This is a genomic window from Fluviispira vulneris (genome assembly GCF_014281055.1).
Classification (GTDB): domain Bacteria; phylum Bdellovibrionota_B; class Oligoflexia; order Silvanigrellales; family Silvanigrellaceae; genus Silvanigrella; species Silvanigrella vulneris.
Genome location: NZ_JACRSE010000001.1, coordinates 860,037 through 881,972, shown reverse-complemented (window position 1 = coordinate 881,972; position 21,936 = coordinate 860,037). Strand labels below are relative to the sequence as shown.

23 protein-coding genes are annotated in these 21,936 nt (G+C 33.3%); 18 read left to right on the top strand and 5 right to left on the bottom strand.

Annotation, left to right across the window (positions count from 1 at the left end; genetic code table 11):
- Positions 1-2 precede the first annotated feature (2 nt).
- Both leuD and leuB read left to right on the top strand, forming a co-directional pair.
- A complete protein-coding gene (gene leuD / locus H7355_RS03575) occupies positions 3-608 on the top strand; it encodes a 3-isopropylmalate dehydratase small subunit (RefSeq protein ID WP_186645281.1) in 606 nt (201 codons plus the stop codon).
- Positions 608-1,684 carry a 3-isopropylmalate dehydrogenase gene (gene leuB / locus H7355_RS03570; RefSeq protein ID WP_186645279.1) on the top strand — a complete coding sequence of 359 codons (1,077 nt, stop codon included), beginning with the start codon at positions 608-610 and terminating at the stop codon, positions 1,682-1,684. Before leuD ends, leuB begins: the two co-directional genes overlap by 1 nt.
- Here the strand turns inward: leuB and H7355_RS03565 are convergent.
- A complete protein-coding gene (locus H7355_RS03565; protein WP_186645277.1) occupies positions 1,672-2,034 on the bottom strand; it encodes a hypothetical protein in 363 nt (120 codons plus the stop codon). The genes leuB and H7355_RS03565 overlap by 13 nt on opposite strands.
- Before the next feature lie 545 nt (positions 2,035-2,579).
- Here H7355_RS03565 and H7355_RS03560 point away from each other — a divergent pair.
- On the top strand, positions 2,580-4,133 hold the full coding sequence (locus H7355_RS03560) for a hypothetical protein (RefSeq protein ID WP_186645275.1): 1,554 nt from the start codon (positions 2,580-2,582) through the stop codon (positions 4,131-4,133).
- An 82-nt stretch (positions 4,134-4,215) separates the two neighbouring features.
- On the opposite strand, the gene H7355_RS03555 is transcribed toward H7355_RS03560, so the two are convergent.
- Positions 4,216-4,974: an FKBP-type peptidyl-prolyl cis-trans isomerase gene (locus tag H7355_RS03555; RefSeq protein WP_186645274.1), complete on the bottom strand. Its 759-nt coding sequence runs from the start codon at positions 4,972-4,974 to the stop codon at positions 4,216-4,218.
- A 154-nt stretch (positions 4,975-5,128) separates the two neighbouring features.
- Between H7355_RS03555 and H7355_RS03550 the strand changes: the two genes are divergently transcribed.
- The gene (locus H7355_RS03550; protein ID WP_186645272.1) at positions 5,129-6,154 is read left to right on the top strand and encodes an NUDIX domain-containing protein; all 1,026 of its coding nucleotides are present in this window, start codon (positions 5,129-5,131) and stop codon (positions 6,152-6,154) included.
- On the opposite strand, the gene hisS is transcribed toward H7355_RS03550, so the two are convergent.
- Positions 6,151-7,488, bottom strand: coding sequence for a histidine--tRNA ligase (gene hisS, locus H7355_RS03545; protein WP_186645270.1), 1,338 nt, complete (start codon positions 7,486-7,488; stop codon positions 6,151-6,153). The two genes, H7355_RS03550 and hisS, sit on opposite strands and share 4 nt — an antisense overlap.
- A 236-nt stretch (positions 7,489-7,724) precedes the next feature.
- Here hisS and H7355_RS03540 point away from each other — a divergent pair, with 236 nt between their 5' ends.
- From H7355_RS03540 to H7355_RS03515, 6 genes are read left to right on the top strand one after another with little or no spacing between them, the layout of a single operon-like run.
- Positions 7,725-8,501 (top strand): isoprenyl transferase, encoded by a 777-nt coding sequence (locus tag H7355_RS03540; RefSeq protein WP_186645268.1) that lies wholly within the window; start codon positions 7,725-7,727, stop codon positions 8,499-8,501.
- Between the two features lie 20 nt (positions 8,502-8,521).
- Complete coding sequence (rseP, locus tag H7355_RS03535) at positions 8,522-10,327, top strand: RIP metalloprotease RseP (protein WP_186645266.1); 1,806 nt, start codon at positions 8,522-8,524, stop codon at positions 10,325-10,327.
- A 15-nt stretch (positions 10,328-10,342) separates the two neighbouring features.
- Positions 10,343-10,981 carry a hypothetical protein gene (locus H7355_RS03530; RefSeq protein ID WP_186645258.1) on the top strand — a complete coding sequence of 213 codons (639 nt, stop codon included), beginning with the start codon at positions 10,343-10,345 and terminating at the stop codon, positions 10,979-10,981.
- Entirely contained in the window at positions 10,978-11,889 is a 912-nt protein-coding gene (gene pssA, locus H7355_RS03525) for a CDP-diacylglycerol--serine O-phosphatidyltransferase (protein ID WP_186645256.1), read from the top strand. Before H7355_RS03530 ends, pssA begins: the two co-directional genes overlap by 4 nt.
- Positions 11,890-11,912: 23 nt before the next feature.
- Positions 11,913-12,989 carry an aspartate-semialdehyde dehydrogenase gene (locus H7355_RS03520; protein WP_186645254.1) on the top strand — a complete coding sequence of 359 codons (1,077 nt, stop codon included), beginning with the start codon at positions 11,913-11,915 and terminating at the stop codon, positions 12,987-12,989.
- A 21-nt stretch (positions 12,990-13,010) separates the two neighbouring features.
- Positions 13,011-15,260: a hypothetical protein gene (locus tag H7355_RS03515; RefSeq protein ID WP_186645252.1), complete on the top strand. Its 2,250-nt coding sequence runs from the start codon at positions 13,011-13,013 to the stop codon at positions 15,258-15,260.
- A 15-nt stretch (positions 15,261-15,275) separates the two neighbouring features.
- Here H7355_RS03515 and H7355_RS03510 read toward each other — a convergent pair whose 3' ends face one another.
- Entirely contained in the window at positions 15,276-15,536 is a 261-nt protein-coding gene (locus H7355_RS03510; protein ID WP_186645250.1) for a hypothetical protein, read from the bottom strand.
- An 83-nt stretch (positions 15,537-15,619) separates the two neighbouring features.
- On the opposite strand from H7355_RS03510, the gene H7355_RS03505 reads away from it, so the two are divergent.
- The 7 genes from H7355_RS03505 to H7355_RS03475 all read left to right on the top strand — a co-directional run bounded on the left by H7355_RS03505 (position 15,620) and on the right by H7355_RS03475 (position 20,585).
- Entirely contained in the window at positions 15,620-16,576 is a 957-nt protein-coding gene (locus H7355_RS03505; protein ID WP_186645248.1) for a hypothetical protein, read from the top strand.
- Between the two features lie 109 nt (positions 16,577-16,685).
- Positions 16,686-17,339 carry a YceI family protein gene (locus tag H7355_RS03500; RefSeq protein WP_186645246.1) on the top strand — a complete coding sequence of 218 codons (654 nt, stop codon included), beginning with the start codon at positions 16,686-16,688 and terminating at the stop codon, positions 17,337-17,339.
- A 48-nt stretch (positions 17,340-17,387) separates the two neighbouring features.
- Positions 17,388-17,756 (top strand): hypothetical protein, encoded by a 369-nt coding sequence (locus H7355_RS03495; protein ID WP_186645244.1) that lies wholly within the window; start codon positions 17,388-17,390, stop codon positions 17,754-17,756.
- 31 nt (positions 17,757-17,787) lie between these two features.
- Positions 17,788-18,153: a hypothetical protein gene (locus tag H7355_RS03490; RefSeq protein WP_186645242.1), complete on the top strand. Its 366-nt coding sequence runs from the start codon at positions 17,788-17,790 to the stop codon at positions 18,151-18,153.
- A gap of 4 nt (positions 18,154-18,157) precedes the next feature.
- On the top strand, positions 18,158-19,012 hold the full coding sequence (locus H7355_RS03485) for a DUF692 domain-containing protein (protein WP_186645241.1): 855 nt from the start codon (positions 18,158-18,160) through the stop codon (positions 19,010-19,012).
- Positions 18,994-19,845, top strand: coding sequence for a hypothetical protein (locus tag H7355_RS03480; RefSeq protein WP_186645239.1), 852 nt, complete (start codon positions 18,994-18,996; stop codon positions 19,843-19,845). Before H7355_RS03485 ends, H7355_RS03480 begins: the two co-directional genes overlap by 19 nt.
- Complete coding sequence (locus H7355_RS03475; protein WP_186645237.1) at positions 19,842-20,585, top strand: tetratricopeptide repeat protein; 744 nt, start codon at positions 19,842-19,844, stop codon at positions 20,583-20,585. The genes H7355_RS03480 and H7355_RS03475 overlap by 4 nt, the downstream gene beginning before the upstream one ends.
- A 20-nt stretch (positions 20,586-20,605) precedes the next feature.
- On the opposite strand, the gene H7355_RS03470 is transcribed toward H7355_RS03475, so the two are convergent.
- On the bottom strand, positions 20,606-21,076 hold the full coding sequence (locus H7355_RS03470; protein ID WP_186645235.1) for a Dps family protein: 471 nt from the start codon (positions 21,074-21,076) through the stop codon (positions 20,606-20,608).
- Between the two features lie 223 nt (positions 21,077-21,299).
- Between H7355_RS03470 and H7355_RS03465 the strand changes: the two genes are divergently transcribed.
- Positions 21,300-21,731 (top strand): hypothetical protein, encoded by a 432-nt coding sequence (locus tag H7355_RS03465; protein WP_186645233.1) that lies wholly within the window; start codon positions 21,300-21,302, stop codon positions 21,729-21,731.
- The last annotated feature ends 205 nt before the right edge of the window (positions 21,732-21,936 follow it).

Below are 21,936 nucleotides of genomic sequence, written 5' to 3'. Positions count from 1 at the left end.
ATATGGAAAGTAAAGCATTAATAACAGGAAAATGTATTCCACTTGAGATGAGTGATGTAGATACAGATTTAATCATTCCTGCTCAATATTTAACTTCAGTGACTCGCAAAGGCTATGGTGAAAATCTTTTTAAAAGGTTGCGTGAAAATTCACCTGATTTTATCTTTAATGATACAAAATATAAAGATGCTGAGATTTTAGTTACAAAAAATAACTTTGGATGTGGATCGTCACGCGAACATGCCGTTTGGGCGTTAAAAGAGTATGGTATACAAGTAATAATTGCCCAATCATTTGCAGATATTTTTGCTGGAAATAGTTTAAAAAATCGTCTTATTCTAATCCAGCTTTCAGAAAGCGAAATAAATAAAATTTTAGAAAAATCAAAACAAAATGAATATATATTAAAAATCGATTTACATAGCTCAAAAATCGAATCTAAATGTGGAGATGTTTATCATTTTAATATGGATGATTTTCAAAAATCATGTTTCATTAATGGATTTGATGAAATAGTTTATCTACTTTCTTTCAAAGAAAAAATTAAAAAATTTAAGCAAGAACAAATGCAAAAAAATATTATACCAAAATTAAATAGGACAATATAATGAATAAAAAAATTGCAGTTTTACCTGGTGACGGAATCGGACCAGAAGTTATGGAACAAGCAATACAAGTATTGCGTGGTATTGAAAAGAAATTTAACCACCAGTTTGACATTAATTATGGTCATGTAGGTGGAGCAGCTTATGAAAAATTTGGCAGTCATTTCCCAGAATCAACGAAATTCATATGCCAAAAAGCAGATGCAATTTTGTTTGGTTCTGTGGGTGGACCAATTCAAGAATCCCATCTTGCTAAATGGAAAGATTGTGAAAAAAATTCTATACTTTCATTAAGAAAAGAATTTCAGTTTAGTTCTAATATTCGACCAGCAAAAGTTTACTTTGAATTAAAAGATATCTGCCCATTAAAAGATACTATTATAAGAGAAGGAATTGATATCGTCATTGTGCGTGAGCTTTTAGGAGATGTTTACTTTGGTGAGCATAGAACATTTATTGAAAATCAGTTGAGGAAAGCATCGGATCTTTGTGAATACAATGAAAAGCAAATTGAAACAGTTGCTCATCAAAGTTTTAAAATTGCCCTTGGGCGCAAGCGTAAAGTGACATCGGTTGATAAAGCAAATGTTTTGGATACTTCAAAATTGTGGAGAGAGGTGGTTACCGAGGTCGGTAAACAATATCCCACTGTAACTTTAGAACATATGTTGGTTGACAATTGTGCTATGCAATTCTTTATCAATCCATCGCAGTTTGATGTTATTGTAACAGCAAATTTATTTGGAGATATTCTTTCCGATGCGGCTGCAGCCTTTCCAGGAAGTTTAGGGCTTATGCCTTCAGCAAGTTTTAATGAAACTGGATTTGCTTTGTATGAACCTTCAGGTGGCTCTGCTCCAGACATTGCAGGAAAAAATATTGCAAACCCAATTGCGCAGATCATGTCACTCGCCATGCTTTTAAGACATTCATTTGAATTAGTTGAGGAAGCTCAATGTATAGAAAATGCAATCCAAAAAGCTTTGCGAGCAGGTTATAGAACCTCGGATATATGTATAGACAAAGAAAAAGCAGTGACTACAGAGCAAATGACTGAGCAAATTCTCTATTTTATGTAACCAAAGAAACAATGAATTTTCCAATCCTGTTTTAATTCAAAAAACAAATGAATTTTTTTTTGTTCCTTAATCTCTATTTTTAAACAGCTCGAGTCCAGCTCTGATTTAGAATTCATAGCATAAACATTCAGATCAATTTTATTGCCAATAGAAATAGGGAGTGTGATCTCTTCATTAAATGGAATCCAATTTCTGTCATTTATTTGAATACTCGAAGAGATATAGCCCCAATTTTGTGGATGCAGAGCTGAAATCTTGATCGTTTGCAATGTGCTCATCTCTGCAGAAGCACTTTGAGATATCATAGCTGCACAAATTATAAATGTGAAATTATTAAATATCTTCATCATAAATCTCTCCTTTCTTGCAATAAATTTTCAAAATTCTGTATAGATGTTTTATGAAACATTTTTAAGCTCTTTTTTTTGATATTATTTTGACAATCTTGTTGAAATATATAATATAGCACCTGTTTGGATAACAATTTAAAAACTCTATTGGACTATATGATTTTCAAAGCTATTTTGCAATATGTTGTGTCTGGGGCATTTGGTGAGTAAATTTTTTTATAAGGCAATGTATTTGTTAATTATATTATTAATGTGAATATTTATTATTAAATTAATAATAAATATTGAAATTTATAATTGTGTTTTTAAAAATTATTTTATAATATGTAAATGGTAATGAAAGAGTTAACATAAGTAAACACTTTAAACCAATTTAATATTTAGTTTTTTTAATCTTTAAAAAGTATTGTCTTATTAAAAAATTAATAAGAAGCGTTTAATTTGTTAAAAAAAGGAGAGATGGATATGAAAAAATATTAACTTTTTAAAAATATAAATAATTTTAAAATTTTATATAAGCATTTCAACTGTATGAGGAAATGAATATGCTAAGCGTAAGACAAATATTGTTACCAAAGTTAATGATCATCTCTTCTATTCTTTATTGCTCACAAATCAGTGCGGAAGACGTTTTACCGAATGAAAACTCTTCAACAAAAAGAACTCATTCAAGAAAAAATTTTCAAGCGACAAGTGATATAAATTCTGAAAAAAAGGAAAGTAGAAATAATTTACTCAAGCTTTCTAATTTATCATATCTAATTTCTACCCAGAAACTAAATGCACATTTAGGAGATAAGAGAGAATCAATTGTAACAATTACAAATACGAGTCGCTCAGATTATATACGTGTTGAACCGTTACCTTTGACTTATCCTTTACAAATATTGCATAATTCTTGTGATGGAGAACTTTCCCCTTCACAAAGTTGTGTTTATAAAATTGTTTTTTCTCCACAAAGTAACGACCAAAAAGGGTCAGATGAAATTAAGATAGCGTATTATAATGGAAATGACTCAAAATTGATCAAATTAGATCAAATAAAGTACCAAACTATACCAAAAAATGTGCTCGATTTATCTATGTATGATGAAGTTTATGCCTCTCTTAATATGGGAACTATTTGTTCAGAGAAAAGAATGTATGCAAATGGCAAACATAATATTCCATTATTTCCAAGCCTCTCTATTACAGATAAAAACTATAAAAAAATCACAGTTGATGAAAATGAAGTATATGAAGCTGTGCAAATTTTTGTAAGACGTGGAAATACAAATCAATTTATTGAACAAAATAAAGGAAACAGTACATACAGTGTTTCGCAAACGAAAAATAAATTCTCCCGTTGTATGAATTCTCCTACGAATGATTCTTATAATAATCACAAATTGTTTTTTACTTCGAGCAATGGGGGTGAAAATATTATTATAGGTGGGAAGATTGATTATATCAATAAATCAGGCGAAATAAAAACGATTAAAACGAGTGATAACGGATTTTTAACAATTCAAAGTTCAGATAAAATTATATATCCCAATGAAAATCTTTTTCATCTTGTGCAAGAAAAAAGTACTGGTTTTGGATTCACTGCATCAACTCGCTCTGTAATTCGAGTTTCGCCAAAGGTTGAAGTTTATCCCAATCTTTATCACTATCGTTTAAGTAGTTTTTCTATGACAGATACAACATTTGGTGAGCATTATACGACAGGGTTGAAACCTCTTAAATTCAATCGTGAGAGCTTTAATTTAGTTCGCGGTTATTACGATAATTCTCCAAGTTTGAAATACAATTCTAACAACAACTATGATGTTGGTATAAATTATAACTTTAAATACGGGAGAAAATTTCAAGTATTGGATCTTATCTCCTTAAAACATAAACCAAATTTTATAGATAGCATTAATTTAGATGGCTCATATTTTAGTTTTGCTTCTTTTCAGAAAAATGATTTGGCATTGGTTACACAAAGTTATTGCAATGGCTGTACACGTGTCTCAGCAGATGTCTACTTTAAGTTAACTATAGAAGGACATGATACTTACGGAAATGATTTTAAATTTATTTCAGATTCACGGCAAAACAATTTATATTTATAAAAAAGTTTATTTATAAATTGATTACGAAAAAGGCATCCTGAAAAGGATGCCTTTTAATATAAAAAAAATATTTAAATTTTAATTATTTTTTTACATTTTCATTTGCTGGAGCCTGTGCTGCAGGTTTAGCAATAGAAACGAGGTTCACTTTAAATACAAGTGTAGAGTTTGGTCCAATATTTGGGGATGGAGACTGAGCGCCATATGCTAGAGAAGCAGGAATATAAAGCATCCAAGTAGAACCTTCAGGCATAAGTTGGAGTGCTTCTGTCCAGCCCTTGATCACACCGTTGACAGGGAATGTTGCAGGTTGACCGCGTTCATAGGAGCTATCAAAAACCTTACCATTGATTAAAGTACCTTCGTAATTAACAGTCACAGTGTCTGTTATTTTTGGTTTTCCACCTTTTCCTTCAGAAACGATCTTGTATTGAAGACCACTCGGAAGAGTTACGATGCCTTTTTCTTTCTTATTCTTATTTAAGAATTCTTCGCCTGCTTTTTGGTTTTTATCACCAATAAGTTTTTGTTGTTCAGTTAAATATTTTTGCATGAATTCTTGAGATTCTTTTTCAGTCAACTCAGATTTCTTACCATTTAAACCTTCATCAAAAGCCTTGAGCAATGCTTTTTTGTCAATTTTAAAATCAGAGCCATTGATGCTAGATGAAAATTGATGGCCTATAATATATCCTGCTTTTTCTTCGTCGTTTTTGAAGGTCACTGTACTTTTCTTTGCAGTTTGAGGGATGGGTGTCGTTGCATTTGCTGCAAGCGAGATCAAAGGGGAACATGCGAGGGCTGCAACAAGTGCCCATTTTTTTGTTGAAGCAATCTTCATGACAGAATTCCTTCTTATGATTAGAAATACGGCATTCGTAGACTAACGAATGATGGCAGGACTGTATTACTGTTGTATATAAGTGTCAAGCACTAGAAGTCCTAAATTTAATACGGTAAGTGTTATTGTATTGGTCTGAGTGAGAGGAGTTTTCATGGTAAAGCAAAAATCATTTAAATTTGATGTTGCGGTGTTTATAGGTCGTTTTCAGCCTTTTCATAAAGGACATGTAAATAGTGTGAGAATTGCTTTGCAAAGTGCACAGCAGCTTATCATTATTTTAGGTAGCTATCGGATGTCAGCATCGATACGCGGTCCTTGGGCAGCCGAAGAACGCATTGCAATGATTCAATCTGCTCTTTCCCCTGCACAATTAAAGAAAATTCAGTTTATCTGTATACGGGACAGGCTTTATAATGAAGATATTTGGAAAAGTAATATTATTAATGAAGTTGAAAAAAAGGTTGGATCTGATAAATCAATTGCAATAATTGGTCACGAGAAAGATTCTTCATCGTATTATTTACGCCTTTTTCCAAATTGGAAATTTATGGAAACAGGAAATTATATGGGAATCAATGCCACAGATATTCGCATGAATTATTTTTTAAGAGATAAAACTGTAGCATTATATGAGCATATTCCTGAAGGAGTTATACCTTATTTAAAAAAATTTAAAAGAACTGAAGACTATAAAATATTAAAAGCCAAATTTAATGCTTATGAATCATTAAAGTTACATATGAAAAAAGAACCTGAAAAAACAGTTTGTAATGCAATTATAGCTTGTGGAGGTTATTTTTTATTTGTTAAAAGAAAAGAAATATTTTCACAAAATTTATATTCTCTGCCAGAGGCCACACCCAAAACAAATGAATCTTATTTTGAGTGTGTTGCTCGTGCTTTATTGGAAGAAACGGGACTTCGTATTTCTCCAGAAAAATTAAGGCAATATTATAAAAAAGAAGGAACTTTTGATTATGCCGGAAGAAATCCTTTAGAAAAAACGATTTCACATACATTTCTTTTCGAATTAAATGACGTACCGTACCCTAAGGTAACGGCAGGAAAAAATATTGCTAAAGTTGAATGGGTTTTGTATGATGATATTTATTTAAATGAGAATTGCTTTTACTCGGATTTCTTTCAAATCATTCAATGGTTTCTGCGAAGTTATTAAATATTTTTTAATTTATGAATAAATTGTTCGTAACCTTTCTTTTCATTTGCAAAAGTTTCTTGTTCACCTGAATTAAGCCATTTAACTGCAAATAAATTGTTTTGTAGTTCATCATTGCCACGAAATACAACTGCTTTTGCTCCAGATTTTTCTGCATTTTGAATTTGTTTGCCAAATTTACTCTGTGCAACAGGCGCTTCTACTTTAATTTGATAATTTCTTAAAATAGTGGCAATTTTGAGAGAATCCAGTCTGTCATTTTCTGAAAAACGAAGAACACATACATCGGTTTCTTTTTTTAATTTCGGAGTGAGATTGTGAGATTCCATAAAGTTTAAAATAGCCACATCACCCATCCCATAGCCGATTCCTGGCAACTCATCCCCACCAAATGCACCAACAAGATTGTCATAACGACCCCCTCCAAAAAGTGCACGGTTATTGTCAGGATGGTTATCAAAAACTTCGAAAACCATGCCGGTGTAATAATCGAATCCGCGCATTATATCAGGAGAAAATTTGACGCAGTGCGAGTTGGTTAGCTCTTTTAAAATATCTATTCTTTTTTTAAGTTCAACTGCATCTAGAGAGTTTTCCTTGAGTATTTGAATAATTTCTTCAATCGAAGAATTGAGAAAGACTTCAAGACTTTGAATTTTCTTTTCATCTAATTCAAGTTTTTTACACTCTGCATGAAAAACTTCAGAAGAAATTTTATCTCTTTTGTCGAGAAGACGTAATAATTGTGGAATGATATCTTTAGAAACGCTTAAATTATGATCAAGAAATGCGTTTATGATTCCACGGTGATTTACTTTAACTGTAAATTGATCATCTGTCGCCCCAACACTTTTAAGAACTTCAATAGCAGTGAGGATAATTTCCACATCTTCATCGAGTGGGATGCCACCGAATAAGTCAACATTGAGTTGATCAAATTCACGCAATCTGCCGCGTTGCGGGCGTTCAAAACGCATGCAGGTCGGAATACTGTACCAACGGATTGGGCGAGTAAGCTCTTTTTGTTTAGAGGCTATCATTCTTGCAAGAGTTGGTGTCATTTCGGGACGAATGGCAAGAGTTCTATCTCCTTTATCTTTAAAAGAATAAAGTTGCTCGCGAACAATTTCTTCACTTGATTTTGCTGCATAAAGTTCTAGATGCTCAACAATAGGGCCGTTATATTCTTCATATCCAAAAGAATGCATGACAGTGTGAATTTTTGTGTAAACGTAATTTTTTAAGCGTTGATCTTCAGGAAAAAAGTCTCGAGTTCCTCTATAACCTTGAGTGCTCAAACTTGCTTTTTTAGTCTTTTGGATATCATTTGCCATATTTTTATCATTCCTACACATGTCAGACTGGGTTAGGCTCTAATGAGCTTTTGCTAAGCTAATGGCATAGAATCTGGCTGTCAATTTTTAAAATTGACTTCACCAGAAGCTTGATCTCGAGTATTTATATGTGTCAGATTGCAGATTCGTAATCTTGAGAATTGTCAAACACTGAGATTTACTTAACATTGATGTGTTTATTTGTCTAACATTGCAGTTTTTCACAGGCATAAATCATGAATAGTTATTGTGATAAATGGAACTTAAATCCTCTTAAACTTCCTCAGCACATTGGAATTGTGATGGATGGGAATGGACGTTGGGCTACAAAGCGAGTTCTGCCCCGTATTTCGGGTCATCATAAAGGGGTTGAAAGAGTTCAAGAAATCACAGAACTTTGCGGAAATTTAGGAATAGAAGCTTTAACTCTATTTGCTTTTTCAGAAGAAAATTGGTGCAGGCCAGAAGAAGAAGTATATGGAATTATGGGACTTCTTAGGTGGTATATCCGAAAAGAACACAAACGGATTGTCGAGAAAAATGTTCAATTTAGAGTTATTGGGAATCGCATTAAATTATCTAAAGACATAGTCGAGTTAATTGAGAATTTAGAAAAAGACACAAAAAATAATACAGGTATGCATTTATGCATTGCATTAAGTTATGGTGCGCAAGGGGAAATACTGCGTGCCGTGAAAAAAATTGTCAAAAAAGTTCAGCAAGAAGAACTCAAACCAAATGATATAAATGAAAAGATATTCGAGCAATCTCTAGATACAAACGGTCTTCCTCCATTAGATATGTTTATCAGAACAAGTGGTGAGTATCGTGTCAGCAATTTTTTATTGTGGCAAATAGCATATGCTGAGCTCTTTTTTGACAATATATTGTGGCCAGATTTTGATTCAGAAAAAATGGTAGAGCTGTTACATATGTATTCTTTAAGAGAAAGACGTTTTGGTAGAACGTCTGAGCAAATAGCAGAAAAATCATTCAACATGACTCTTGGCTGAGATGAGAAAGGATTGTGTAGATGGAAATTCTACAGACAATATTTTCAAATACGATTATTGCCTTTATTATTCTTATAGGAGTTGTCGTATTTGTTCATGAGCTTGGACATTTTGTCGCAGGCAAAATTTTTGGAATTCAAGTCGAAGAATTTAGTATAGGTTTTGGACCAAAAGCTTTTTCAATCAAAAAAGGGACTACAGATTACAGAATCAATTGGTTTCCTCTTGGTGGTTATGTTCGATTTTATGGGGCTGATATTGAAGAAAATATTCCCATGGAAAATAGAGAAAAATCTATTTTACATGCAAAAGTTTATAAAAGAGCAATTGTTTCTTTTGCAGGGCCTCTTGCAAATTTTATTTTAAGTTTTTTTGTATTAACTGGAATTAGTGTATTTGGTATTCCTCAGGAACTTCCTGTTATTTCTGTTTTACCTGACTCAGTAGCAGAAAGTTTTGGCTTAGAAACAGGAGATAAATTTCTAAAAATCAATGAAAAAGAGGTAGCAAATTGGTCACAATTGTCATCAGTTATTTCAAAAAATGCAGAAAATAAATTAGCTGTCGTTATTGAAAGAGACGGAAAAGATGTACAGCTCGAACTTATTCCAAAAAAAGAAGAAGTTGAAACTATTTTTGGCAATACACAATTTGTGGGCCGGATAGGCATAGTGAATTCATTTAATTCACCAAATATTGTAGTAATTAAAGACTCATTTTTTGCAAGCTTGGGTTTAAAAAGTGGGGACAAAATTCTTAAAATAAATGGAAAAGAAACTAATTATCTATATGAAGTTATTTATGCAATGCGAAGAACAACAAATTCTAAGTCAGAATATACTCTAGCTCAAAATATTAAAAATAATAAATACACTCCTAATTCTCCAATAGTATTTGTGATTGAACGAAAGGGAGAAAATAGTAAAACAGAGTTATTAACAATTAATTTTAAATTAACAGATAATAAACTAAAAAACTGGGCAGAAAATTATTTAAAACATAAAAAATTGCAAGACATTCCTTGGGCTAAAGATCTTCTTTCAACGGACCAAACCGTTTCCTTATTTTCTGAATTACCAAAAGGAAACAAATTGATATCTGCACAAGAAGGTTGGAAAAGCTGTGGATTAAGTCCAGGAGATACCCTTTATGCTGTAGAAGGATATGGCAGGATTCTTTCTCTGTCTCAATTTTATATTTGGCTCGATAAATTAACAAAAAGTGCTATGCAGCAGAGCGATAAATTAGCCAAAGCAAATATTAAAATGGATGTGATTCGTGCAAATGGCACACAGGCATCATTAAATTGTGGCATTCCTTTGCGCCAGGGCGTTGATCATCTTAATCGAGAACATTTATTTTTGGATTTTCCTTTGCAATTTATGACTCAAAATGTAGCTTTAAAGCCTGTTTTATTTAAAGCAAACTCAATTTTAGATGCGTTTGAAAAAGGCTTTCATTCTATGCTCAGTCAAATGAGCTTGACATTGACAAGCATAAAAATGCTGGTGACAGGTTCCATCCCTTTGTCTAACCTTGGCGGACCAATTGCCATTGCAGGTGTTGCTGGTGATGCAGCTAAAGGTGGATTGATGACTTTTGTTTTTACCATGGCATTTATAAGCATAAATGTTGGAATGATGAATCTCCTGCCTTTACCTGCCCTTGATGGTGGTGCATTGCTGCTACATGCGGTTGAGTCGGCATATGGCAAGCCACTTCCAAAATCAATTCAATTAGGCGTTCAGCGAGCTGGAATACTTATTCTTTTAGGACTTTTTGTTGTGGTATTTTATAATGATATTTTGCGCTTGATACGCTTTTAATCTAAAGGATATTTTGTGTTTTCTCAACTTGAATTCCCCTTTGCCCTTATTCTTACGCATAGAAGAGGTGTGGGGATTGCTCTCTTTAAAAGTGATCTTATTTTTTCATCATCTTTCAATGAGCTTGATTATTATACTCTCATAAAGAATTCAAAGATGACTCAAATTCGTGATGACAATATAGAATTACTTGAATTTGAAGACTTGATCTTCTCACGAGTGAAAGGAAAAACTGCGGAAAATCTTTTTCACTTATACACTAAAACGTTGGAGAGATTTTCCATTAAATCTCACGAAATTAAAACATTGCTTGTCGGCACAGGCCCTGGGTCTTTTACAGGTTTGCGCCTCGGATGCGCTTTTGCCAATGGATTAAAAATGGGATTGCCGATCAATCTCTTGCCAGTGAAAACATTTTTAACCCCAGAGCTCCTTGAAATATGTCGCAAAATGTCTGTAGAACATGAGTTTATTGAGCAATTGGGTGATTATCAAGAAGATGATGAATCCACAGGTTTTGTTACTTTTTTTGATCTTTTGGCAAGTCTTTTACATGCACGAAATGAAGATAGAATATTTGTTGACTCGCTTATTCCTGAATATGGAAGAGAACCTGGCCCAGTCATAAAATTAAATGAAGGATTAAATAAATGAATAGCGATATGCGAGATGAAAATTTTAATGACAAAGGACAACTTAATGTAACGTCTTTTACTGAAAAAAGACGGCGTGTCAAATCAAGTATTTATTTGTTGCCCAACCTTATCACTGCCACCTCATTATTTTTTGGTTTACTTGCAATAAAGTACTCCATAGATGGCAGGATAAGTGGAGAAATGCAAAATTTCGTCTTTGCTGCATATGCAATTTTGGCTGCAGGAATATGTGATGGTTTGGACGGTAGTGTTGCGCGGTTAACCCATACTCAAAGTTCATTTGGTGTACAGCTCGACTCTTTGTGTGATCTTGTTTCTTTTGGTGTTGCGCCAGCGGTTGTTATCTATAACTATGGTTTGAATGAATTTTTTAGGCTTGGTTTTTGTGTTGCATTTATTTTTGCAGCCTGTGGAGCTTTACGATTGGCACGTTTTAATGTGCAAAGTTCAATGGGCAGAGCAAACGGTAATTTTACAGGTATCCCTATTCCTATGGCTGCAGCTCCTTTAGCCGTTTTTATTATGGCTCAACAAGAACTCGCAAGTTGGACAAATGTCGATCATGCTCATTGGGAAGTGACTCTTGCGCAGGCATTGACGAGTGTAGATGTAAGAAATACAACTCTTCTCATAATTACTTTTTTATTAGCCCTTGGCATGATCTCAACATTTGAATATATAAGTCATAAGGCAATTCGTTTGCCGAGAAAAAGACCTTTCCGTGTTTTTGCAGCGGTCTTAATTATATTTGCATTATTTTTTAATATTCAATTTGTTGTTTCTTTAGCATTGCTTTTAATTATCTATTGTTCACATGGACCCATTTTATGGTTATTCACACGCAAAGATAGAGCAGAGGAAGAAGAAGAACTTTTTGAAGCTGGAAATAATTCAGAGGAATCTTAATTAATTTTTTGGAGCATACGTACATGTTAGAATTGACCATTGGAATTGTTGGTGCCACCGGAGTTGTTGGGCAAACTGCATTTGATATTCTTGCCGATGATTTTTCAGGATTCAAAGTTAAAAAATTAAAGATGTATGCTTCTCGTAGTTCTGCTGGTAAAGTTTTCAATTTTAGAAATACTAAGGTAACAATTGAAGAAATTCATTTAGATTCTATGCTTGAATGTGATGCATTGTTGTTCGCTACCGATGCAGCTATTTCACAAGAATATATTCCAAAACTTGCTGAGAAAGGTATCCTTTGCATAGATAAATCATCGGCATTTCGCGCTCATCCGGACGTTCCACTCGTTGTGCCAGAAGTCAATGGCCATACACTTTCGTATGAAAAAATTGCAAAATTTCCTGTTATAGCAAGTCCAAATTGCTGTACAATTCCTCTCGTTATGGTTTTAAAAGCTTTAGATGAAGAATTTTCACTTAAACGTGCTATCGTATCAACCTATCAAAGTGTTTCGGGTGCAGGCAAACCTGGAGTGGAAACCCTGACTGAAGAATCCCAAAGCTTTTTTGTCAACCAAGATCTCACCTGCGGCAAATCCGATGTTTTTCCCAAATCAATTGCTTTTAATGTTATGCCATTTGTGGCTGGAATTTTAGAAAATGGCGACACTGACGAAGAAGCAAAAATTATTGCAGAAACACGTAAAATCTTAGAAAAAACAAATCTTCCATTGGCTGCTACTAGTGTGAGAGTGCCAACCTTTGTAGGGCATGGCGAATCTGTTACTTTAGAGTTTAAAAACAAGGTAACAACTAAACATGTTAAAGAAATACTGGCAAAATTTGCAGGTTTGCGCGTGATAGATGAAAGCTCTAAACTTGAAGAAGATGATTTTGAACTATTTGTCACACCACGTGAAGCCCATGGCAAAGATGAAGTTTATGTCAGTCGCATTCGTACGACAGACGTTTTTGAAAATGGCTTATCCCTGTGGATAGTGAGTGATAATTTAAGAAAGGGTGCAGCATTGAATGCAATTCAAGTTATTAATCATTGCGCACTAAATGGAACAATTATTTCTTTAAAAAGAAAATAATTCACTGAAAGAGTCTGAACTGTGAAAAATGTAATTCTTGTTTTTTTTTATTTATATTTAAATTTTAATGCTCAATTAAGTTATGCTCAAACTTCAAATTTAGCTCTCGATGTTTGTGATTCAACGTTAACGACAAACGTAACATGTTCTGCAAGTTCAGTGAAAGTTTATGCCGCAAATAGTTATACAGCTTCCTTTATGCCTCCTGTGCAGGCAAAAGATAATATTTCTAAATTAGTCCTAACTTATAGCATTAAACTTTATAACCCAGCAGATGCGACAATTCCTATTGATTATTCCAATCAAAACTGGGGAGTGCGTTTTGTTGATACTAATAATGGCAGTCCACAAGATTATTATTTATCAAATAAAAGTAACGATAATGTGACCGTGGAAGTCAATGATACAGGAATGAGGACTGTTAATAATGTTTATGTTGGAACAATAATTGTTACTTTATATTTCACCGATGCAAGCATAAATAATAAATTACCAGCTAAAGTGCAAAATCTAATTGACACTTCAAACAATGCATTGGGAATTATTCCAATATATAGTTCTTCAGTGAATAATTCTTTAAAATTTTCATGGCAAGCGGACAAAGGTGCCATGCTTTATCCCCCAACTATGTCAGTTACTTCGGCTGACAGCGCCATAGTGGTGAATTTAGCAGCTCCAACAAACCTTGCAGCTGCCGATTCTACGAGCACGAATCTTACAAAAACAACTGACAACACTTTTTCTGGCTATGTTTTGCTTTATTGGCTTGACCGCGATGCGAATGGTGTTGCCACAGGTTGTAAAGCAAACCCTGGTGGTTGGACTTTTTATCTCAATCCTGTTTCTATCAATAATGCAGCGCAAAACACAACGAGCACTTGTACTTACACACCTTATAATATTTCAATGTTAGGTGGAGGAACATCCTCTGCTCTCGGTTGTACGACTACATCGACGCTTCTTCCATTTGACTCTACTTTAACCTCATCATTTACAAATTTAACTGCAGATACGGCAGCTGTGCCTTTAACATCGAATCCAACTTTATTTGCCAGTGATAGCACGGGAACCCCCGTCGGTTGCTATTATGCCGTGTATATTCCTTCAACTCAGTCTTCTTGGAGCAAAGGAAATTTAACCAATGGTGAAATATATGGGGTGATGGCTTGGGCACTTAATAATGGTTATGACACAAATGCTCAGATCAGTTTTCCAAAATACAGTTTAGCGCACACGCCTATTTACTATGTTTCTCCAGTGAATATTCCATTGGCAAGTACAGACAAAACACCAAATTTACCAAAAACTGAGACAGATTGTTTTGTAGTGACTGCTGCATCGAGTGACGTGAACAGTAAATCCGTTTTTTATTGGCGTATTATTCGTGATGAATATTTAACTCCCCTTGGTTTAACTTCTTTTTATTATTCTAAAGCCCAGAAGTGGGCCGCTTGGTTAAATGATCATCCGAAATTAAAACCTGCAACAAATTTTATTTTAGAATATACTGGTAAATCCATTTATTATACAAGTGGTTTTATTAAAAAGTCTGCTGAACAAGTGAAAAGCACATACCATAAACTGATGAGCTTGATTTTTCCAGAAGCGAGTGCTCAGGAATTAACAGACGAAAAAAAAAATACTGTAGAAACATTTAAACAACCAGATTATGATATTTTTATTATTGGAGGAGTTTTATCACCTACAGAGGATAAAAAATTATATGATAAATATTATTCAACCCAACAGACAATGCTTTTTGAATTAGGAGGAAATCAGTTATTTTGGTTAGGAAATTTAGGACTGTCTGTGGGCGCATTAGGTCGATATCTTACAAATTCAAGCTCAGGCAGTGTAACAACAAATACTGGCGTGAGTCAGGAATATACTCGAAGTATATATTCCTTATCTGGAGAAATTATTGTTGGTCTACGTTATCGTCATCCTTCCTTTTTATATATCCAGCCTGGAGTTTTTGGTGGAATCGGTTATTTACGCTTACGCGAAGAAGCAAAAACAGGTACCTCACCTCAATCAAGTGATGGTTCTAACCTAAGCTCAGGTGTCACTGTTTGGAGTCCAATCTATGAAGTTGGTGCAAACTTAGATATTAGCTTGAGTAGCATATTTGCTGTGAATCCCTGGGAGTTGGGATTATATTTAAATGATATTTTATTAAGATCATCTGTCTCATATAATTTAAATCCATCTACGGCTATTTCTACATCAGGTGTTTTCATACAAGCGGGTTTTGTTTTTTTACTAAAATAAAAAATAAATCAAATATTATCCAACATTTCGTCTAAACCACAAGCGATCTTTTTCTAATAAAATACATGGATATATAAGCCTTATAAAATCACGCCAATGTCTATCGATTGAAAAATCAGAAACACGTGCATAGCGCATATTTTTTATAATGTCTTGAATCTGCCAGTAGATGTCTATGGGTATAATGACCTCAAGCTCTGGTATACTTTTATCAGTTTGGATAGGATCAGGACGGAGTTCAGGGAGTTCAGCAATTGTTAAAAATCTTTGTATCATGCTATTTTCCTTTTTTCCTGAGTTTCAAATGTCGTTTCGGAATTTAGAGATTTAAATTGAATCAATAGCTTTGGGGGACAAGTGTGAATTTACGTAGTTTTTGGGAGCGGGGAGGGTTTAAAGTTTTATCTGTGGCGCGTTTGAGTTCATGTAGCTATTCAATGGTTCTATATGTGCTGAATTGTTTAGTTGCAGGTATTGAAGAAATCGTATCGAGCACTGGTGAATTGTCAATATTATTAGGAGTGCCTGAGCGTCTTGTAAAATTAGCGATTGAAGAGCTTTCTGCCAGTAATATCCTAAGTATTACAAAGAAGCATGAAAAAACTTTAGTGATTCGCATGGTTCTCGATCCAGAAAAATGGACGAATTTGCGAATTACTCCTGAAAGAAATAAAAGAATGCTCGGAGATGCTAAAAATTTGCATTCATTGGTCCCGCAAAAAGAAATTAAAAAAAAGAGCAAACCACGTAAGGTCTCTTTATCAAGCCAAGAGGCACTTCTTTTCCCTAAAAAAAATGTTTCAAAAAGTGATAAAAATAAAAAAGAAATTTTAAAAAGTAAGGAAGCAATTGAAAAGATTATTTCAACTTTTATGAGTAATAATAAAAATGAAATTGATATTAAAAAAGAAGAAAAATTTGCTGCATTACTATTAGAAGATCATTCACTTGAACAAATTATTTCGCTTATTAATTTTTTCTCAAAAGAAATACCATCTCTCTCTATGCTTGCTGGAGCATGGTATCATTATATGAATAAATATAGAGAAGAGACAGCAGAAGTTGATGATCTAAATGCATTTAGAAAAAAGCACGAAGGTTTCGATGAAAAGATCCGAGCTATGGCATCTTATGAATTGAAAAGAATTCAAAAAGAGCGAAAAGCAATATCAGCCGACGAAGAGCTTTTGTTACTTATTCTTATGCGGCATGAACAACCTAGAAAACAACTCTACTGGGCTTTAAAAGCTCGGGATAAATATCCTGGACTTAATGTATTTTTAGATCAAGCCAAGGCATCTGTCGAATTGACGTGAGTGCTCTCTACAAGAGTTGAGTTTTTGACGTTTGACTTTCCTTTTAATTCTTTCCTACTATTATTATCTGTATCACATGAATATTACTTTTTATTTATAGGAGCTTTTGATGCTTTCAAAGAAAATTGCTGCATTGTATTTAGCTTCGATTTCTGTTACCTTACCAGCTTTTTCAGATGAAATACCACCTAAGCATCCTGAAAGCATTATTGTAGCTGAAGCCGCTGCAAAAGCAGATGGTGCTGCAAAGTATATTGTTGATACAGATCACTCTAAAGTAACATTTGAAGTAGCTCACTTAGTGGTAAGTACAGTGACCGGCGAATTTAAGAAATTCAGTGGAAATTTTAAATTCAATCCAGAAGATTTTTCACAAACACAGCTTGAAGCGAGTGCTATAAGCTCATCGGTCGATACTGGCGTAAAAAAGAGAGACGATCATTTAAGAAGTGCGGATTTTTTCGATGCAAAGAAATTTCCAAATATGATTTTTAAATCAACTTCAGCTAAGAAAACAGATGATAATAAATTCGACTTAATCGGAAATATCACCATTCGTGGTGTCACTAAACCAATTACATTTAAAGTAACTTATAAAGGCCAAGTAAAATCGAGTGGAAAAATAACTCAAGCGTTTAAAGCAACAGCTGAACTCGTAAGAAAAGATTTTGGCGTGAGTTTTCAAAATATCGTTGAGGCAGGTCCAGTGGTTGGAGATGTCGTAACAATAAATATTACTTGTGAAGGAGTCAGAAAAATTTAGTTACTTTTTTTGCATTCTTAACTTTTTATCACTTTAATGGAGAGTTTTATGTCAAATAAGAAAGTGCTTGTTGGTGCTGCGTTAGCTGGTTTGGCTGTGGGTGCTCTTAGTGTTTCTGCTTCTGCAAATGCTGAAGATGTTAAATGCTGGGGTGCAAATGCTTGTGGTGCAAAATCCACTGATAAAACTAAAGCTGCTTGCGGTGTGAAACAAGAAGATATCGATGCAGTTAAAAAATCTGAATTTGCTAAAAAGTTTTCTAAAGCTAAAGTGCATGAATGCGGTACGCATGCTGAATGTGGCGCAAGTAAAGGAAATTTAAATTGGTTTCATACTTCAAAAGATGACTGTGCATCACTTGGTGGTTTTTTGATTGTTGACAACAGTGTTAAAAAATTGCCTAAAGTGAAAAAATAATCGTTCTCTAGTTATATTATAAGGCGACAAAATGAAGAAAAATGAAATCATTTTAATAGCAGCTCTGAACGGTATAACCTTAGCGTGTTTTGCAGAAGGTTCTAATAGCAATCCTGCACATGTCACTCAAGAAGTTGAGAAGTGCTTCGGAATAAATAAATGCAAAGGTCTCACATCGTGTTCAGTTGAAAAAGATGATATTGAGGCTGTTAAAAAAGCTTTTGGTAAAAAGTTTGCAAAGACTCAGCCTTATGAATGTGCTGGTAATATTGGGGGAGCTGCAAAAAAAGGTTTTCTAGGTTGGATTTATGTCGCGCGAGGATCTTGTCATAAAATTGAAGGCGGATTTTTAATTGTTAAAGACCAATCTGGGAAAAAAACTGTAGATAAAGGTTAAAGATGTGATTTCATCTCAAAAGATTGAAAGAGGAGTTTTAACTTATCCGGCAGGAATATTTGGAGCAGGCTTAAGGGCTGCTCATTATTCTTTTTGGCATGAAATTTCTCAATTGCCTCCGCTCGAAATCATGGCGGATAATTATATGTATTTAAAAGGTGGACCTGGGTTCTTTCACCTCTTTAAAATAGCTGAAAGAACAAAAGTCGTTGTTCATGGTGTTGGCATGAATATAGCTTCAACAGAACAATTAGATAAAGAATATTGTTATCAATTAAGAGATTTTTTAAAAATTCTTAATCCAGAAGTGGTTTCGGATCATTTGTGTTTTTCCGCTTCAAAAACTCATAACAGTTTTGATCTTTTACCGATTCCATTTAATGCTGTTACTTTAGATTTAATATGTGATAAAGTATCTCAAATTCAAGATATACTTGGACGCCAATATTCTCTTGAAAATATATCTTCATATGTATCTTATCAAGACAATGAGTATTCAGAAATCGAATTTCTAAATGAAATTTGTAAAAGGACAGGTGCAGGTATCTTATTGGATGTGAATAATATATATGTTTCAGCTTTCAATCATGGGTATGATGCAGATGTAGAAATTGCTAAAGTAAAACCTGAATATGTGAATCAATATCATATTGCAGGGCATTCGGTTTTAGATGATTTTTTATTTGATACACATGACAAACTTGCCTGTGAAAATGTTTGGAAACTCATGTTATGGGCTTTAAAGAACATTGGTTTTAGAACTGCAATTATTGAAAGAGATGATGATACAGCTCCATTTGAAGAGCTTATTTACGAAATCAATTTTGGAAATAATTTATTATGCAATTTGAAGAATTAAAAGAAATACAGGATTTTTTTTTGAGAACAACTCAGAAAAATCCTGTCGATGATATTATAAACTCTTTTGCAGATAAAATGGGCAATGTTTTCGAAAGAAATACGTTGCATCGAATTGAAGCATATCGAACAGGTTACTTTGCCAGGATCTCTTCAGTTTTTCCTGAAACCGTTTTTAATTTGGCAAGTTGTTTATTTGAGAAAAAATTCGTCGCTGGATTTATTATTGAATATTTTTTAGAAAATCCAACTTCATTAAATATGATCGACTCATTATTCGATTTTCCAAATTATTTAGAACAAAATGAAAATATTAAAGAATGTCCTTTTGTTCCAGATTTTATGCGCTTGTGCCTTATCCGCGATCAAGTTTTATCTGCAGAAAATCCGTTGACTGAGAACTTTATTTATAAATCTTCTTTTATACCAAAGCCTTCAGAAATATTTTTGCAACGTAATCATAGTGTAATTAAATCAGAGTGGCCTCTTTACCAAATGTATAATGTTGCGAGTGAGATAGAAGATCGTTTCGATGCGGCAGGCAGCTCTTTGAGTAAAGAAATATCTCAAGAGATAGAAGAAATACGCGTTCAGAAATTTTCTGCTATCCAAAATGTAGCAGAAAGTCTATTACTGTATAAAAGCTCAGCATGTTCTTTTGAAGTTTTGCATATTCCTGAGGAGTATATTTCTTTTATTGAAAATATGAGTGAAGGAAAAAGTTTAGAGCATTCTATTGAAAATATGGAAGCAAATGATAACTTTGATTCAGAAAAATTTTCTTCGTGGATTGCTTTGTTAACTCAACATAAAGCATTGGTAAAGGGAATATGAAAAGATATTTATTGCTTTTTTATATGAGTTTATTTTTTCCTATTATAGCCCAAACACAAGATAAAATTTTGCAAGATAATGGGATAAAATGTAAAGTAAACGCAAATTCTTGTACAAAATCAGGGATATCTTTTTTTGATAAAGGTGATTATCAAAAAGCGTTCGAACTTTTTAGTGAAAGCTGTAAATATTTAGATCCTGTTGGTTGCACAAACTTAGGTGTATTACATGAAAAGTCGGCAAATATGACTAAAGCCAAAGACTTTTATTTAAAAGGCTGTAAAGTCGGTGACAGTCAAGGTTGTTTGTATTTAGGTAATATATTTTTTAATGAAAAAAACACTGCCCAAGCTGAGTATTATTTTAAATTCGCTTGTTTAAATAGCAATCCCCTAGCTTGTACAAATTATGCTTCCATCAAGGAACGTAACGGTAAAATAAAAGAGGCATATCAATTTTATTCAAAAGGATGCCTGAAAGGGGATCCTATTGGTTGCTTGTATTTAGCGAAAATAGAGTTGACCAATGGTGACAGCCTTGGAGCTATGTCTGCCTATAAGAAAGCCTGTGACAAAGGAAATATGTTGGGCTGTACCAATTTAGGTGTCATGCACAGTCGTGAAGGGAAACAGGCATTGGCTCGGGATATTTTCGACAAAGCCTGCCAAACAGGTTATACTCAGGCCTGTACAAATTTAAATCATTTAAAAGAATATAATGAAAAAGAGTCATCTTCTTAAAAAAGACTTAAGTATGTGTGTTAATCATTTAAATGGCTTCTCAGCATCCAAGCCGTCTTTTCATGTTCTTCAATTCTTGCGGTGAGAAAATCACCAGTTCCTACATCACCAGCACCATTCGCTTCCTCGATCCAATTGCGTAAATTTCGCACCACACATTCGTGGTCATCTAATAAAATCTTAATCATTTCTTTATCTTTAGGGATTTCCTTGGTCTCTTTTATGCAAGTTAATTCTTTCATTTGAATATAGGTGCCAGGGACAAATTCTCCTAAAGAGCGAATACGCTCAGCAATTTCATCTAAGCTAGCAAAAAGGGCATTGTATTGTTCATCGAAAAGTTTGTGGAGATTCTGAAAATGCATTCCCGTTACATTCCAGTGAAAATTATGTGTCTTCAGATAGAGATAGTAGGAATCTGCAAGATAATGTGAAAGAATTTCAACCACTTTCTCTGTATTTGCCTTAGTTAAGCCAATATTGATTTTCATATGAACTCCTTAAGTAAAAACGTAAAACATCACCGACGTTATATAATAAACCATTTTTTATAAATCTGTAATACCATATGAGCTATTTTTTTTAATAATATATTTTTTGTATTTTATGAGTATTTATTCTTAATTATAGAGAATTTTCAAAGGTCAATCAAAATATTATATTTTCATTTGCTAAATTGAATGGTATATGAATTTTTTATTTTGGGAGTTTTTTATGCGGTTTGTGTTTCTTTTTATTTTTTCTTTTATTTTAATTAGTTTTTCATCATTTGCAGCAGATGTATGTATCAAAAATAGTGAAGGTATTTTTTGTGGTGAAAGAATTCAAGAAGAAAGTAATAAGTCAAATATTTATAATGAATGTGTTGAATTTAATGATAAGAGAATCTGCGGTAAAAGCTGCGTGAAAAGTCTTTGGGGAGCAGATTGTAAACAAAGCAAATATGAATCATGTATTAGTAATTTTAATGGTGTAATTTGTGGATATGATTGTAAAGAACACTTTGGTATTGCAGTGTGTGCTTCTAAACCTCAATACAGATGTATAATTAAGTTTAAAATGGCGAGCTGTGGTATAAAATGTCGGTATAAGTTTGGAGGAATACAATGTGAAGAAGATGATAAGAATCTAAAAGTATTAAGATAAATATATTAAATATATAAATATTACTTTTTCTATACCACTCAATAAAAATATCTATTTTATTGAGTTTTTTTGAATTTAAATTTCATTTTTAAATGGGTGCTTTTTTTATTCGAGTTTAAAACTCATATATAAAAAATTTTTAGTTTTAATTTTTTAAAGTTTTTGTGTAATAATTTTGCAAAATATTAGTAAATACAAATATATA